Genomic DNA, 15,269 nt, shown 5'->3' on the forward strand with positions numbered 1-15,269 from the left:
CCAGGCCGCATGCCCATTGTTCATGCTCACGTCCGGGTCCGGATTTCGTTGCATGACCACATGGACGCAGCGTCGCCGCGCGGTCACCATCGGGGCGGAACCCCGGTCGACACCGCCCCCACGGAGGCCCGCATGCGCCGAAGGCCCTGGACGCTCACGCTCACCGCAGCCGCCCTGACGGCCGCCCTGGCCGTCCCCCTCGGACACGCCGCTCCCCCCGCACACGCCGCCCTCCCCGCACACGCCGCCCTGACTCCGCCGCCGCCCGCACCGCCGTCCGCCGCCGTCACGGGACACCGGGCCGGCTTCGATCCGCTGGTCCCCTCGCCCGACCCGGTCGAACTGCGCGAGGCGTACCGCCCTCTCTCGGTGACCTACACATTCGAGGGCCAGAAGCGCACGCTGGACGACTACCTCGCCCGCACGGGAACGCAGGGCTTCGTCGTCCTGGACGGCAGCGACATCGTCTTCGAGCGCTACGTCGCCTCCGGCGAGGACAGCCTCTTCCAGTCGTGGTCGATGGCGAAGTCGTTCACGTCGGCGGCCGTCGGCATCGCGCTCGGCGAGGGCTTCATCGACTCGATCGACGACCCCGTCACCCGCTACGTCCCCCGCCTGGCGGGCTCGGGGTTCGACGGCGTCTCGCTGCGGGACCTGCTGCGGATGTCGTCGGGCATCGACTGGGACGAGACGTCCGACGTCCCCTTCGTGCATGTCGCCGCGAGCCTCGGGTATCCGCTCACCGAGCTGGCCCGGCAGCAGAAGCGCGGCTGGGAGCCGGGGACGAGGTTCGAGTACACGAGCATGAACACGTTCGTCCTCGCCTGGGTCGTCGCCGAAGCGACCGGGGTCCCGTACCACTCCTACGTCCAGGAGAAGATCTGGGGGCCGGCCGGGATGGCGTCCAAGGCCTACCTCGGCAACGACTCCAACGGCAACAGCATGGGGTACTGCTGCTACTACGCCACCGACCGCGACTTCGCGCGGTTCGGCCTCCTGTACCTGAACGGCGGGAAGGCCGACGGGCGGCAGGTCGTCCCGGCCTCGTGGGTGACGGAGTCGACGCGTCCGTCGGCGCCGTTCAACCAGGGGTACGGCCTGCAGTGGTGGCTCGGCGAGGACGGCGGCTTCTCCGCCAACGGCCTCGGCGGCCAGCAGATCTGGGTCTCGCCCCGGTACGACGTCGTCATCGTCAAGTCGACGCTCTTCACCGTTCTCGGCGCGGACGAGACGGACGCCGCGTTCGAGGCGGTCGCCGCCGAGGTCGCGCGGACGCGCACGGCCCGGCCGGCCTCGGCGCACTGACCGCCCGGCCGCGGGGGCGGCGTCCGCTCCGCCGCCCCCGCGGCCGGGAACAACCCGGGCGTCTCCGGCGGTTAGGCTTACCTAAGTGTGATCCACATCATCGGGAGGAACCGCATGGCGACGGAACCGGCGCGCAAGGGACGCAGGCTCAACCGGGGGACGGTACTGCGCACCGAACGCCTCACCCCGCACATGATCCGCGTGGTCATCGGCGGTGAGGACCTCACCGGTTTCGGCGCGGGCGAGTTCACCGACCACTACGTGAAGCTGCAGTTCCCGCGGCCGGGCGTTGACTATCCCGAGCCGTTCGACTTGGAGCGGGTCCGCGCGGAGCTGCCGCGTGAGCAGTGGCCCGCCACCCGGACCTACACCGTCCGGGCGTGGGACGCCGAGGCGGTGGAGCTGACCATCGACTTCGTCCACCACGGCGACAAGGGCCTCGCGGGCCCGTGGGCGGCGGGCGTCCGGCCGGGCGAGGAGATCCTGTTCACGGGGCCGGGCGGCGCCTACGCGCCCCGCCCCGACGCCGGCTGGCACCTGCTCGCCGGGGACGAGAGCGCGCTGCCGGCGATCGCCGCCTCGCTGGAGCGGATCCCGGAGGGCGCCCCCGCCCGCGTGTTCATCGAGGTCGCCGGGCCCGAGGAGGAGCAGGAGCTGCCCACTCCGGGGGACGCGGACGTCGTGTGGCTGCACCGGGGCGGCGGGCAGGTCGGGGACCTGCTGGTCGAGGCGGTCGAGAAACTGGAGTTCCCCGACGGGGAGGTGCACGCGTTCGTCCACGGCGAGGCGAACTTCGTCAAGGCGCTGCGGCGGCATCTGCGGGTGGAGCGCGGTCTGCCGATGGAGCGGCTGTCGATCTCCGGGTACTGGCGGCGCGGCCGCGACGAGGACGGCTGGCAGACGACGAAGGGCGACTGGAACCGCCGGGTCGAGGAAGAGGAGGCGCAGGCGCTCGCCTGATCCCGCCCTGAGCCGCTCCCGAGGCGGCCGGGTCAGGCGGTGGCCTGTTCGGGCTCCTCGGTCCCGTCGGCGTCGGGTCCGCCGTCGGCGGTGAAGCCGGGGAGCCAGCGCTCGACCTCGGCTCGGAACGCGCCTTCGGCCTCAAGCTGGCACAGCACCCCGCCGCATCCGGTCAGGGCGCGGCTGACGGCCAGGTACTGGGGCGGCAGCCGGAACTGGCGGGCGAGCGCGCCGGGGCGCATGTCGGAGGCGACGCCGAGGCCGTGCGCGGTCTGCTCGCGCATCCACTCGCGGGAGTACCGGAAGCGCTCCACGGCGAACGGGGCGGCGTGCGGCCCGATGAAGTCGGCGACCTCCTCGGGGTCGACGTCGGCGTCCGGCACCAGGAACCCCTCCTCGTGGAGGGCCTCGACGATCTCGTCGGGGTCGCCGAGCGTCCCGATGCGGGTCAGCCGCCCGATCGACCACTGCAGCTCGGCCGGGACGCGGGCGGCGCCGCCGAAGTCCATGACGCCGAGCCGGCCGTCGTCCAGCAGCCGGAAGTTGCCCGGGTGCGGATCGATGTGGATCATCTCGCAGCGGGACGGCCCGGAGAGCAGGAAGCGGAACAGCAGCAGGCCGGCGCGGTCGCGGCGCTCCTGGTCGCCCTCGGCGATGACCTTGGCGAGCGGTGTGCCGCCCAGCCATTCGGTGACCAGCACGTTGCCCGACTGGGTGACGACGGCGGGGACGACGTAGTCGGGGTCGCCGGCGTAGGCGTCGTGGAAGGCGGTCTGGGCGCGGGCCTCGTCGACGTAGTCGAGTTCCTTCTCCAGCCGCCGCTTGAGGTCGGCGATGACGGGCTTGACCTCGACGCCGGGGAACAGCGGCGTGAAGAGCCTGCTGACGCGGGAGATCTGGTTGAAGTCGCTCATCAGCGCCCGGGCGGCGCCGGGATACTGGACTTTGACCGCGACGGTCCGCCCGTCGTGCCAGACGGCCTTGTGGACCTGGCCGATGGACGCCGCGGCGGCCGGCCTGTCGTCGAACTCGGTGAACTTCTCGCGCCAGTCGTCGCCCAGGCCCTCGGCGAGGACGCGGTGGGTGGTGGCGGCGGGCATCGGGGGCGCGGCCTCCTGGAGCCGCGTCAGGCTGGCGCGGAACGGCCCGGCGACCTCCTCGGGCAGCCCGGCCTCGAAGATCGACAGCAGCTGCCCGACCTTCATGGCGCCGCCCTTGAGCTCGCCGAGCACCGCGAACAGCTGCTCGGCGGTGCGGCGCTGGACCTCCAGAGCGACGGCCTCGGCGGGGCGCCCGATCGTCCGCTTCCCGAATCCGAGGGCGGTGCGCCCGGCGAAGCCGAGCGGCAGGGTCGCCAGCTTGGCGGTCCGCGTCACCGCGCGGCGGGGAATGTCGCTCACGGCCTGACCGTCCCTTGTCCGACGATAGGTCTGATGACTGAAGCCTCTCATGGCGAGGGAACGCCACCAAATGGTCATTCCCTGTCAAAGAGTTCAGCGTTCAGGCGGGCCCGGAGATTCCCCGGCCGTTCCGCCGGCGCCCGGCGGGACGCCCGCGCACGGGCGCAGCAGCAGCTCGACGACCTCCAGGGCCTGGTCGATCTCCGGCCGGTTCCCGCCCAGGTAGTGCGCGTACATGAACGAGTCGGAGAGCCGGACGATCGCCTGCGCGAGGGTCCGGGTCGGCAGCGGGACGCGCATCTCGCCGCGGTCGATCTCGGCCTGCAGCTCCTTGGTCAGCAGCTCTGTGGCGCGGTCCTCGATGGTGCCCGGCATGGTGGCCAGCCGGATGAACAGCCGGGGTTCGCGTTCGGTGAAGGCCTTGAGCGGCTCGGCCTCCACCACTGCGTGCATGAACCGGTCGAGGAGCATGAGGATACGGTCCGGGCCGGCGCCGCCCACGCCGCGCGCGGCGAAGCGGTAGGTGCGCTCGGTCATCTCGCCGAGGACCGCGCCGAGGAGCTGTTCACGGCTGCCCACCCACCGGTACAGGGTCGCGCGTCCGACGCCCAGCTCAGCGGCCAGCGCCGACATGTCGATCGGCTCTCCGCGCAGGTAGTGCGCGGACGCCGCGTCGAGCGCGGCGGCGGGCCCCGGCGGCCGGGCGGACGGCCCGCGCGGACGCCGGGCGGGGACGTCCGGGGGAACGGGGATACCGCTCATCCGCACAGCATGGCACAGCGCACATCCGGCCCCGCACATGGCTCCTCGCGGTCGAAAGACTACCGGGGGTGATCAGGGGTAGCTAGCAGATGTGAAAGAGAGACATGGGGGTGCCGGACGCAAGGGCCGGCTGCTGATCATCGGTGGGGCGGAGAACCGGACCTGCGGGTCCGGGGCGCTGGAGACCTTCGTCGAGCTGTCGGGCGGCGAGGACGCGCGGGTCGTGGTCGTGACGACGGCGACCGAGGTACCGGAGGAGGTCGCCGAGGAGTACACCGCCGTGTTCGGCCGGCTCGGGGTGTCGTCGGTCCGGGAACTGCGGCTGCTGGGCCGGGCCGCGGCCGACGGCGCCGCGACGCTGCGGGCGCTGGACGCGGCGACGGGGGTGCTGTTCAGCGGCGGCGACCAGTCCCGGATCCGGACCCTGGTGGGTTCCAAGACCAACGAGCTGCTCAAGCGGCGGCTCGACCAGGAGGGCCTGGTCATCGCGGGGACCAGCGCGGGCGCGACCGCCATGGGCCACTGGATGATCCTCGGCGGCCACGGCCACGAGGTCGCCGCGTCCAGCGTGAAGGTCGGCCCGGGGCTCGCGCTGCTCGACAACGTGCTGATCGACATGCATTTCAACGAGCGGGGGCGGCTGCCGAGGCTGATGAGCGGGATAGCGCTCGACACCCGGCTGCTGGGCGTGGGGATCGACGAGGACACGGCGATCGTGGTGGGCGACGGCCGTTTCGACGTCGTCGGGACGGGGGTGGTCACGGTCGTGGACGCCGGGCAGTCCACCGTCGCCTATGCCGCCTCCGACGACGAGCCGATGGCGATGTTCGACGTGTCGCTGCATCTGCTGCCGGCCGGCTGCGCGTTCCAGATGAACGACAAGCTTCCGGAGATCGGCAACATGCGCGGCCCGGCGGAGGAGGAGTAGCGGTGCGCCTCGACCATGTGCGCCGCCTGAGCGGCCCGAACGTCTATCTGTCGCGTCCCGTCGCGATCGCCCGGCTCGACCTGCAGGGCCTCACCGGACACGAGACCACCGACCATCCCGGGTTCGCCGGGCGGCTGCTGGAGGCGCTGCCGGGCCTGGCGACGCACCACTGCTCGGCGGGCCGGCCCGGGGGCCTGCTGGACGCGATGGCGCGCGGCACCTATTTCGGCCATGTCACCGAGCACGTCACGCTGGAGCTGTCCGGGCTCATCGGCCGCGAGGTGTTCTTCGGGCGCACCGTCCGCGCGGGCGGTCCCGGCGACTACGACGTGATCCTGGAGTGCCCGCGGGACGAGCCGGCCGGCAGCACGGTGGTGGAGCAGCTGATCACGCTCGCCGTACGGGCCGTCACGGGGGCGCTCGCCGGGCGGGTGCCCGACCCGTCCGCCGACCTGGCCCGCGTCGCCGCCGAGCACGAGAGCGGGCGGCTCGGCGTGAGCACCGCGGCGCTGGGCCGGGCGGCGCGGCGCCGGGGCGTGCCGGTCCGCCGCGTCGGCGACCTGAACCTGCTGCGCCTCGGGTACGGGCGGTACCGCCGGACCGTGTGGGCGGCGATGACCGACGGCACGTCCGCGATCGGGATGGAGCTGGCAGGCGACAAGCGGCTCGCGCACCGGGTGCTCGCCGACGCGGGCCTGCCCGTCCCCGCGGGGCGGGTCGCGGCGTCGCCGGCGGAGGCACTCGAGGCGCTGCGCGACATCGGCGGGCCCGTGGTGGTCAAGCCGCTGGCCGGGCACCAGGGGGAGGGCGTCCACATCGAGCTGACCAGCGCGCCGGAGGTCGTGGCCGCGTTCGCGTCCGCGGCCGGGGACGACGGCGAGGTCCTCGTGGAGTCCTACATCCCGGGCCGGGACTACCGGGTCCTGGTCGTCGGCGGACGGGTCGCGGCGGCGGCGGAGCTGACCGCCGCGTGCGTCACCGGCGACGGGGCCGCCACCGTCGCCGGTCTGGTGGAGCGGGTCAACGCCGACCCGGCGCGCGGCGAGGGCCACGACCGGCCGCTGACCCGGCTGGTGCTCGGCCCCACCGAGCGGGCGCTGCTGGCGCGGCAGGGCCACGGGCCCGGATCCGTGCCCGCCGCCGGGGAGCGGGTGTGGCTGCGCCGCAACGCGAACCTGTCCACCGGCGGCACCAGCCGCGACGTGACCGGCGGCGTGCACGCCGACGTCGCGGAGATGTGCGTGCGGGCCGCCGCGACCGTCGGCATGGACGTGTGCGGGATCGACCTGCGGCTGCCCGACATCGGGTGCCCGCCGCCCGCCGACCGCGGCGCCGCCGGGATCCTGGAGGTCAACGCCGCCCCGGGCCTGCGCATGCACCTCGCGCCGCACGAGGGGGCGGGGCGGGACGTCGCCGGCGACATCATCGACCTGATGTATCCGCCGGGGACGCCGTCGCGGGTCCCGGTCGTGTCGGTGACGGGCACCAACGGCAAGACCACCACCGTCCGGATGATCGCGCACATGCTGGAGCTGGACGGCCGGCGGACCGGCATGACCGGCACCGAGGGCGTGTACGTGGGGCGGCGGCTCGTCCACCTGTCCGACGCGTCCGGCCCGCGTTCCGCGGAGATGGTGCTGGGCGACCGCTCGGTGGAGGCGGCCGTGCTGGAGACCGCGCGGGGCGGGATCGTGCGGCGCGGCCTCGGCTACGAACGCGCCGATGTCGCCGTCGTCACCAACATCACCCGCGACCATCTCGGCACGGACGGCACCGAGGACATCGACGACCTGGCCGACATCAAGGCGCTGGTCGCCGAGGAGATCAAGCGCGGCGGGCATCTCGTCCTCAACGCCGCGGACCCGCCGACGGCGGCGCTGGCGGCGCGTCCCGCGGTCCGGCGCCGCGACCCGGTGCTGCGCTACTTCTCGCTCGCCCCGGACGAGCCCGTCCTCGTGGAGCATCTGCGGGACGGCGGCATGGGCTACTACGTGCACCACGGCTGGCTGACCGAGGCGCGCGGCGACCGCCGGACCCGGATCCTGCCCGCGGACGAGGTCGCGGGCTCGTTCGGCGGGCACGCCGCCCATGTCGTCGCCGACGCGCTCGCCGCGGCGGCCGCCGCCCGCGCGCTCCACGTCCCGGTGGACGTGCTCGCACGCGCGCTGCGCACGTTCGACCCGCACACCCGCAATCCCGGGCGGGGTTGCGTGTACCAGGTCGGCGACAATCCCGTCGTGGTCGACTACGCGCACAACCCGGCGGCGGTCGCGGCGATGGGCGCGTTCGTCGAGCGGCGCTGGGGCGCCGGGGGCGTCGCCGCGGTCACCCTGCCGGGCGACCGGCCCGACGAGCTGGTGACCGAGACCGCGCGGGCCGTGTCCGGGACGTTCGGGCGCGTCGTCGTCTACGAGGACGAGGACCTGCGCGGCCGCCGCTCGGGCGAGATGACCCGCCTGATCGTCCAGGGGCTGCGGGAGGGCCGCCCGGACGTGCGGCACCATCCGGCGGGCGACCTGAAGGGGGCGGTGACGTCGGCGCTGGACATGGCGGAGCCGGGCGAACCCGTCCTGCTGCTGTACGAGAAGCTGCAGCCGGTCACCGAGCTGCTCGACACGCTGGGGGCGCGGCCGGGCGGCTGAGCGCCGGACCCGCCGTCGGCCGGGCGCCGGACCCGCCGCTAGGCGATGGGCAGGCCGGCGTAGTTCTCCGCCAGCGACGTCGCGGCGGCCTCGGACGAGACCACGTAGTCCAGGTGGGAGCGCTGAAGCCGCCGCTCGTAGTCGCTCGCGGCCGGGTCGGTGTGCAGCAGGTGCGTCATCCAGTACGAAAAGTGCTCGGCCCGCCACACGCGGCGCAGGCACGCGTCGGAGTAGCCGTCGAGCAGCGTCCGCGACCCCGACGCGTACCGCTCGGCGAACGCCCGCGCCAGGACGATCACGTCGGAGACGGCGAGGTTGAGGCCCTTCGCCCCGGTCGGCGGGACGATGTGCGCGGCGTCCCCGGCGAGGAACAGCCGGTCGTGGCGCATCGGCTCCGCCACGAAGCTGCGCATCGGCGTGATCGACCTGTCGGTGATCGGGCCCTCGTGCAGCTTCCACCCGTCGTCGGTCGCGAACCGCGCCGCCAGCTCGTCCCAGATGCGGGCGTCGGACCACCCGGCGAGGTCCTCGTCCGGGGGCACCTGCAGGTACAGGCGGCTGACCTTGGGCGAGCGGAGGCTGTGCAGCGCGAAGCCGCGGTCGTGGTTGGCGTAGATCAGCTCCTCGGTGGACGGGGCGACGTCGGCGAGGATCCCCAGCCAGGCGAACGGGTAGTCGCGGGAGAACGTCCGCAGTCCCGGCACCGCCGGGCGGCTGACGCCGTGGAAGCCGTCGCAGCCGGCGATGTACTCGCAGTCGAGGGTGTGCGTCTCGCCGCCGCTGCGGAACGTCACGCTCGGCGCGGACGCGTCCAGCGCGACGACCTCCGCCTCGAAACGCACGTCGCCGCCGTCCGCGAGGCGCCTGGCGACGAGGTCCTTGACGATCTCGGTCTGCGCGTAGACGGTCACCGTGCGGCCGGTCAGGTCGGTCAGCGGGATGCGGTGGCCCGCGCCGCCGAACCGCAGCTCCAGCCCGTGGTGGACGAGGCCCTCCCGGTCGAGCCGCTCGCCGGCGCCGCTCTCGCGCAGCACGTCGGTCGTGCCCTGCTCCAGCATCCCGGCCCGCTGCCGATGCTCCACATAGTCGCGGTCCCGGCTCTCCAGGACCACCGAGTCGATCCCCTGCAGGTGGAGCAGGTGGGACAGCAGCAGCCCCGCGGGACCGCCGCCGATGATCGCGACCTGGGTACGCATCGAGCCTCCTCGTCGTCGGTTGACCCAGCGATGCTCGCGCGCATCGCCGCAGGTTCAGGCGCCGGTGTTCCGCTCAGCGGAAAACATGTCGGGATGTCCGCCCCAGTGCGCCGCCACGTCCCGGGACAGCGCCCGCACCGCCGTCGTCAGCGGCGGCAGCAGCCGCCGCAGGTCGGCGCCGCGTGTGCCGGCCACCAGCGACATCGCCGCGACCACGTCCCCGGCCCCGTCGCGCACCGGGGCGCCGACGGACGACGCGCCCAGCGTCATCTCGTCGCGGGTCAGCGCGTAGCCGGCGCGGCGGACCCGCTCCAGGCCGCGCCGCAGCTCCTCCGGGTCGGTGATGGAGCGCACGGCGTGCCGGGCCAGCTCCCCGGCCAGGACCTTCTCCCTGACCTCCGGCGGGGCGTAGGCCAGCAGCACCTTCCCGACGCCGGTGGTGTGCAGCGGGAGCATCGCGCCGACCTGCGTCACGACCGGCACCGACCGCGTCCCGCGCAGCCGCTCGACGATCAGGACGTGGTCGTCGCGCAGCACGCCGAGCTGGACGTTGTCGTGGGTCGCCTCGTACAGGTCCTCCATGTGCGGGAGCGCCAGCTCGCGCAGGCCCATGACCGCCGGGGCCTGGCTCCCGATCCGCCAGAGCCGGGTCCCGATGCGGTACGTGCCGTCCGGCACCCGCTCCAGGAAGCCGCCCTCGGCGAGCTCGCCGACGAGGCGGTGCCCGGTCGCCAGGGGCAGGCCGGAGCGGCGGCAGATCTCGCTCAGGTTGAGGCGGACACCGCCCTGCGCGAACGCGTTCAGGATGGCCATCACCTTGCCGGCCACACTGACCGGCCGCGCACCGCCCGCGCCGCCGCCCGCCGCCCTGCGACCTCCCATGTGAGCCCCTCCGCCCGGGCTCGTGCCCGTCACTCCTGCTCGGTGAGTACCCGCTGGGCGACGGCGAACGCCGAGTTCGCTGCGGGCACCCCACAATAGATCGCCGTCTGCAGGAGCACCTCCTTGATCTCGTCGCGCGTCAGCCCGTTGCGGAGCGCGGCCCGCACGTGCATCGCCAGTTCCTCCAGATGGCCGCCCGCGACCATCGCGGTCAGGGTGATGCAGCTGCGGGTCCTGCGGTCCAGGCCGGGCCGGCTCCAGATCTCCCCCCACGCGTACCGGGTGATCATGTCCTGGAAGTCGGAGGTGAAGTCGTCCTTGCCGGCCTCGGCGCGGTCGACGTGGGCGTCGCCGAGGACCTCCCGGCGGGTCTTCATGCCCTGCGCGTGCCGCCCGGCGCCGGTGGTCTCCTCGCCGGTGGTCTCCTGGCTCATCGGCCGGTTCCCTTCCATGTGCGGTCCAGATGCGCGGTGATCGCGTCCGTGACCGGACCCGGCCGTTCGACGCCGGCGAGATGCCCGGCGCCGTCGACGACGGTCAGGCGCGCGTCCGGGATGCCCTCGGCCAGCCGGTCCGCGTGGCCGCCGGGCGGTGTCGGCCCGTCCTGCGCCCCGGCGATCACCAGGGTCGGGGCGGAGACGCCGCCGAGCCGCCCGGTCGCGTCGAACCGCGCCAGGGCGTCGCAGCACGCCGCGTACCCCTCGGGGTCGGTCGCGCGGAGCATCGCCACGTACGGTTCCGCGCCGGTGAAGGCGGGGGTGAACCAGCGTCCCGCCGCCGTCTCGGCCACCGGCCCGACGCCGTCGCGGCGGACGAGGGCCGCCCGCTCGCGCCAGGGCCCCGAATCGCCGAAGCGGGGGGACGTGCAGCACAGGACGAGGCTCCCGACGCGGTCCGGGGCGCGGAGCGCGAGGGCCGTGCCGACGGCGCCGCCGAGGGACACGCCCGCGTAGGCGGCGCGGGCGACGCCGAGGTCGTCCAGCAGGGCGACGATCCCGCCCGCGAGGTCCTCGACGGTGAACGGTCCGTCCGGCGGCGGGGCGGCGCCGTGGCCGGGCAGGTCGTAGCGCAGGACCCGCCAGGAGCGGGTCAGCGCGGGCAGCTGCGGCAGCCACAGGTCCATGGACGTCCCGAGGGACGGGCCGAGGACGACGACGGGCGCGTCCGCCGGGCCGTCCAGGCGGTGGTGCGGCGGTGTTCCGCCCGGTCCTGAAGGCGCGGTCACGCGCGGCTCCTCCGGTAGGCGTCGAGGGCCCGGCCGACGAGGGCGGCGGCGGCGCCGGGCCCCGGATCGCCGCCGAGCACGTCCAGCAGATCATCGAGGCCGGCCCGCATCGGCTCCGCCGACACCTCCAGGCCGTCGAGCAGTTCGGCGGCCGTCTCCGCGGCGCCGCCGGTGAGGCGGAGGCATTCGCGCAGCGGCTGCCACTCGGCGTGCCACTCCCCCGCCGGCCGCTCGTGCGGCGCCGCCTGCGCGGCGAGCAGTATCTGCACCTGCGCGGGGACCTGCAGCGCGGCCGAGCGGATCAGGGTGGACAGCGCCGGGTTGCGCTTGTGCGGCATGGACGACGAGCCGCCTCTGCCCGCCCCGGCGGCCTCGGCGACCTCGGCGACCTCGCTCTGCGACAGCAGCCACACGTCCGTGGCGATCTTGCCGAGCGCCCCGGCGGTCAGCGCCAGCGCCGCCGCCAGGTCAACGACCGGCGTGCGGCGGGTGTGCCACGGCAGGATCGGGCGGGCCAGCCCCGTCTCCTCCGCGAACGCCGCCACCACGTCGAGGGCCCGGTCGCCGAAGGCGTCCAGGGTTCCGGCCGGGCCGCCGAGCTGCGCCGGCAGCTCCACCGCCGCCAGCCGCTCGCGGGCCTCCAGGCAGCCCATCAGCCAGTTCGCGGCCTTCGCGCCGAACGTCGTCGGCAGCGCCTGCCGGCCGAGCGTGCGGGCCGCCATCGGGGTGTCGCGGTACCGCGCCGCGAGCCCGGCCAGCGCGTCCAGTGCCCGGTCGAGATGGGCGAGGACGACGCGCCTGGTCCGGGCCGCGACGAGCATGGCGCCGGTGTCGGCGATGTCCTGGCTGGTGGCGCCCTTGTGGACGTGCGCACCGGCCGGTCCGGCGAGGACCCGCAGGTCCGCGACCAGCGGCACGACGGGGTTGCCGGAGCCGCGCGCCCGGCGGGCCACGTCCACCAGGTCGAACCGGCCCGCGTCGGCGGCGGCGCCGATCGCCTCGGCCGCGTCCCCGGGGACGATCCCGAGGCGGGCCTGCGCCCGGGCGAGGGCGGCCTCGGCGTCCAGCATCGCCGTCAGGTAGGCCAGGTCGCCCGTCGCGGCCTCCGCCGCCGTCCCCGCGCGGACGGGCGACAGCAGGCCCGCGTCCGGCGACACGGCGTCCGGCGCCGGCGCACCGGGCGCCGGGCCGCGTTCGTCAGAAACCAAGGAAGACCGTCTCCCGCTCCCCCTGCAGGTGGATGTCGAAACGGTACCCGCGCTCCCCTTCGCGTTCGGCGATCAGGGTCGCGCGCCGCCCGGCCGGGACCGCGCCGAGGAGCGGGTCGGCGGCGTGGGCGGGCTCGTCCTCGGGGAAGTACAGCCGGGTGAAGACGGGCTTGAGCAGGCCGCGGGCGAACACCAGGACGGCGATGTAGGGCGCGGCCCCGCCGACCGCGCCGGGCTTGACGGTGGTGAACCAGTAGCCGCCGTCCCCGTCGGTGGCGCAGCGGCCGAACCCGGAGAAGTCGTGCCCGTTCCGGACGATGCCGCCCGGCCGCCGCGGGATCTCGCCCGCCTCGTCGGCCTGCCAGATCTCCAGCAGCGCGTCCGGCACCGGCTCGCCCGCGCCGTCCAGGACCCGCCCGCGCACGTCGATCGCGTCCGGCCGCCAGCCCGGCACGACCTGCGGGCCGGCCTCGTACGGCAGGGCGTAGCCGAAGAACGGGCCGACGGTCTGCGACGGCGTGCACCCGGAGCCGCCGTTCTGGGACGAGATGCTCATCAGGCCTCCATCGGGGTGTCGCCGAGGACGATGTCCCACTGGTAGCCGAGCGCCCACTCCGGCTCGGTGGTGTCCATGTCGAACCGGGAGATCAGCTTGTCCCGGTCCCGCTCGTCCGGGATCGACTGGAAGATCGGGTCGAAGGCGAACAGCGGGTCGCCCGGGAAGTACATCTGGGTGATGAGCCGCTGCGTGAACGCCGTCCCGAACACCGAGAAGTGGATGTGCGCGGGCCGCCAGGCGTTGTGGTGGTTGCGCCACGGATACGCGCCCGGCTTGATCGTGACGAACCGGTAGCGGCCGTCGTCGCCGGTGAGGCACCGGCCGGCGCCGGTGAAGTTCGGGTCGAGCGGCGCCGGGTGGATGTCGCCGAGGTGGGCGTACCGCCCCGCCGCGTTCGCCTGCCAGACCTCGACCAGCGCGCCCCGCACCGGGCGGCCGGCGCCGTCGAGCACCCGGCCGGTCACGATGATCCGCTCGCCGAGCGGCTCGCCGGGATGCTGGACGGTGAGGTCCTCGTCCAGCCGGCCGAGCTCCTGGTGCCCGAAGACCGGCGAGGTCAGCTCCACGCTGTCCGGGCCGAGCTTCGGCATGATCAGTTCCTGTGCGGGGGCCCGGAGCACGGTGCTCTTGTAGCCCGGGGACAGGTACGGGGGGTGCGTCATGCGCTGTTCCCTTCTGCCGCGACGCGCTCGACCGGCTCCGCCGTCCGCCGCTCGGTCAGTTGCGGGCCGGTCGCCGCGCGGATCTCCTCCGCGCTGACGCCGGGGGCGGTCTCGACGAGCACGAGGCCGCCGGCGGTGACGTCCAGGACGCCGAGGTCGGTGATGATCTGGTCGACGCACTCCCTGCCGGTCAGCGGCAGCGTGCACTCGTCGAGGATCTTGGGCTCGCCGTCGCGGGTGGTGTGGCTCATCACGACGATCAGCTTGCGGGCGCCGTGCACGAGGTCCATCGCCCCGCCCATCCCCTTGATCATCTTGCCGGGGACGGACCAGTTGGCCAGGTCGCCGCGCGCCGAGACCTGCATGGCGCCGAGGACCGCGATGTCGATGTGGCCGCCGCGGATCATGCCGAACGACAGCGACGAGTCGAAGCACGCCGCGCCGGGCAGCGCGGTCACCGTCTCCTTGCCCGCGTTGATCAGGTCGGGGTCGACCTCGTCCTCGGTGGGGTACGGGCCGACGCCGAGGACGCCGTTCTCGGCGTGCAGCGTCACGTGCCGGCCCTCCGGCATGAAGTCCGGGATCAGCGTGGGCAGGCCGATGCCGAGGTTGACGTAGGCGCCGTCGGGCAGCTCGGCCGCGGCGCGGGCGGCGATCTCGTTCCTTGACCAGGCCATCAGCCGTCCCCTTCCCCGCCGGCGTCGTCGCGGACCGTCCGCAGCTCGATGGGCTTGTCGGCGGCCTGCTCCGGCGTCAGCTCCAGCACGCGCTGCACGAACACGCCCGGCAGGTGCACGGCGTCGGGGTCGATCTCGCCGGGTTCGACGAGCCGCTCGACCTCGGCGAGGGTGACGCGGCCGGCCATGGCGGCCAGCGGGTTGAAGTTGCGGGCGGCCTTGTCGAACACGAGGTTGCCGTGCCGGTCGCCGAGCGCCGCGCGGACGAGGGCGAAGTCGGTGGTGATGCTCTCCTCCAGCACGTACTCCCGGCCGCCGAACTCGCGGACCTCTTTGGCGGGCGAGGCGACCGCGACCGTGCCGTCCGGCGCGTACCGCCACGGAAGCCCGCCGTCGGCGACCATCGTGCCGACGCCGGCGGGGGTGAAGAACGCCGGGATGCCGGCGCCGCCCGCGCGCAGCCGCTCGGCGAGCGTGCCCTGCGGCATCAGCTCGACCTCGATCTCACCCGCGAGGTACTGGCGGGCGAACTCCTTGTTCGCCCCGACGTAGGAGCCCATGGCGCGGGCGATGCGGCCCGCCGCCAGCAGCTGCCCGAGTCCCCGGCCGTCCAGTCCGCAGTTGTTCGAGACGATTTTCAGGTCCGACGCGCCGCGCTCGTGCAGGGCGCCGATCAGAACGGTGGGAACCCCGCAGAGCCCGAACCCGCCGACGGCCAGCGATGACCCGTCGCCGATGCCGGCGACGGCCTCCGCCGCCGACGCCACGACCTTGTCCATGTGCCTCCCATTCCCACTCGGCGGACGGCACCCGCGCCGCCGCCGACCACCATGGCAGCACACGGCGCCCGCGGCACATCCGGG

Annotated in this window: 15 protein-coding genes; 4 read left to right on the forward strand and 11 right to left on the reverse strand. The window is 74.4% G+C overall.

The annotated features are described in order from the left end of the window. Positions 1-132 precede the first annotated feature (132 nt). Both ACGFK0_RS20090 and ACGFK0_RS20095 read left to right on the forward strand, forming a co-directional pair. Positions 133-1,305: a serine hydrolase domain-containing protein gene (locus ACGFK0_RS20090; protein ID WP_392906704.1), complete on the forward strand. Its 1,173-nt coding sequence runs from the start codon at positions 133-135 to the stop codon at positions 1,303-1,305. Positions 1,306-1,419: 114 nt separating this feature from the next. Then, positions 1,420-2,265: a siderophore-interacting protein gene (locus ACGFK0_RS20095; RefSeq protein WP_392906705.1), complete on the forward strand. Its 846-nt coding sequence runs from the start codon at positions 1,420-1,422 to the stop codon at positions 2,263-2,265. A 32-nt stretch (positions 2,266-2,297) separates the two neighbouring features. Here the strand turns inward: ACGFK0_RS20095 and ACGFK0_RS20100 are convergent, their stop codons facing one another. After that, complete coding sequence (locus ACGFK0_RS20100; RefSeq protein WP_392906706.1) at positions 2,298-3,665, reverse strand: ABC1 kinase family protein; 1,368 nt, start codon at positions 3,663-3,665, stop codon at positions 2,298-2,300. A gap of 93 nt (positions 3,666-3,758) precedes the next feature. Next, positions 3,759-4,427, reverse strand: a complete 669-nt coding sequence (locus ACGFK0_RS20105; RefSeq protein WP_392906707.1) for a QsdR family transcriptional regulator — start codon at positions 4,425-4,427, stop codon at positions 3,759-3,761. A gap of 91 nt (positions 4,428-4,518) precedes the next feature. On the opposite strand from ACGFK0_RS20105, the gene ACGFK0_RS20110 reads away from it, so the two are divergent. Then, entirely contained in the window at positions 4,519-5,355 is an 837-nt protein-coding gene (locus ACGFK0_RS20110) for a cyanophycinase (RefSeq protein WP_392906709.1), read from the forward strand. 2 nt (positions 5,356-5,357) lie between these two features. Next, complete coding sequence (gene cphA / locus ACGFK0_RS20115; protein WP_392906710.1) at positions 5,358-7,997, forward strand: cyanophycin synthetase; 2,640 nt, start codon at positions 5,358-5,360, stop codon at positions 7,995-7,997. Positions 7,998-8,035: 38 nt separating this feature from the next. Here cphA and ACGFK0_RS20120 read toward each other — a convergent pair whose 3' ends face one another. Genes ACGFK0_RS20120 through ACGFK0_RS20160 form a run of 9 tightly spaced genes read right to left on the reverse strand, consistent with a single transcriptional unit; the run spans position 8,036 to position 15,185 of the window. Then, positions 8,036-9,193, reverse strand: coding sequence for a 4-hydroxybenzoate 3-monooxygenase (locus ACGFK0_RS20120; protein ID WP_392906711.1), 1,158 nt, complete (start codon positions 9,191-9,193; stop codon positions 8,036-8,038). Between the two features lie 54 nt (positions 9,194-9,247). Further along, a complete protein-coding gene (locus tag ACGFK0_RS20125; protein ID WP_392906712.1) occupies positions 9,248-10,075 on the reverse strand; it encodes an IclR family transcriptional regulator in 828 nt (275 codons plus the stop codon). Positions 10,076-10,104: 29 nt separating this feature from the next. Further along, entirely contained in the window at positions 10,105-10,509 is a 405-nt protein-coding gene (pcaC, locus tag ACGFK0_RS20130; protein ID WP_392906714.1) for a 4-carboxymuconolactone decarboxylase, read from the reverse strand. Next, the gene (pcaD, locus tag ACGFK0_RS20135; RefSeq protein WP_392906715.1) at positions 10,506-11,300 is read right to left on the reverse strand and encodes a 3-oxoadipate enol-lactonase; all 795 of its coding nucleotides are present in this window, start codon (positions 11,298-11,300) and stop codon (positions 10,506-10,508) included. Before pcaD ends, pcaC begins: the two co-directional genes overlap by 4 nt. Next, positions 11,297-12,508 (reverse strand): 3-carboxy-cis,cis-muconate cycloisomerase, encoded by a 1,212-nt coding sequence (gene pcaB / locus ACGFK0_RS20140; protein WP_392906717.1) that lies wholly within the window; start codon positions 12,506-12,508, stop codon positions 11,297-11,299. The genes pcaD and pcaB overlap by 4 nt, the downstream gene beginning before the upstream one ends. Then, a complete protein-coding gene (gene pcaG, locus ACGFK0_RS20145; RefSeq protein ID WP_392906719.1) occupies positions 12,498-13,064 on the reverse strand; it encodes a protocatechuate 3,4-dioxygenase subunit alpha in 567 nt (188 codons plus the stop codon). Before pcaG ends, pcaB begins: the two co-directional genes overlap by 11 nt. After that, positions 13,064-13,729 (reverse strand): protocatechuate 3,4-dioxygenase subunit beta, encoded by a 666-nt coding sequence (gene pcaH, locus ACGFK0_RS20150; RefSeq protein ID WP_392906721.1) that lies wholly within the window; start codon positions 13,727-13,729, stop codon positions 13,064-13,066. The genes pcaG and pcaH overlap by 1 nt, the downstream gene beginning before the upstream one ends. Next, positions 13,726-14,406 carry a CoA transferase subunit B gene (locus tag ACGFK0_RS20155; protein ID WP_392906722.1) on the reverse strand — a complete coding sequence of 227 codons (681 nt, stop codon included), beginning with the start codon at positions 14,404-14,406 and terminating at the stop codon, positions 13,726-13,728. The genes pcaH and ACGFK0_RS20155 overlap by 4 nt, the downstream gene beginning before the upstream one ends. Continuing rightward, positions 14,406-15,185, reverse strand: coding sequence for a CoA transferase subunit A (locus ACGFK0_RS20160; RefSeq protein WP_392906723.1), 780 nt, complete (start codon positions 15,183-15,185; stop codon positions 14,406-14,408). Before ACGFK0_RS20160 ends, ACGFK0_RS20155 begins: the two co-directional genes overlap by 1 nt. Positions 15,186-15,269 lie beyond the last annotated feature (84 nt).

Origin of the sequence: Spirillospora sp. NPDC048823 (assembly GCF_043198445.1) — a bacterium.
Lineage (GTDB): Bacteria > Actinomycetota > Actinomycetes > Streptosporangiales > Streptosporangiaceae > Spirillospora.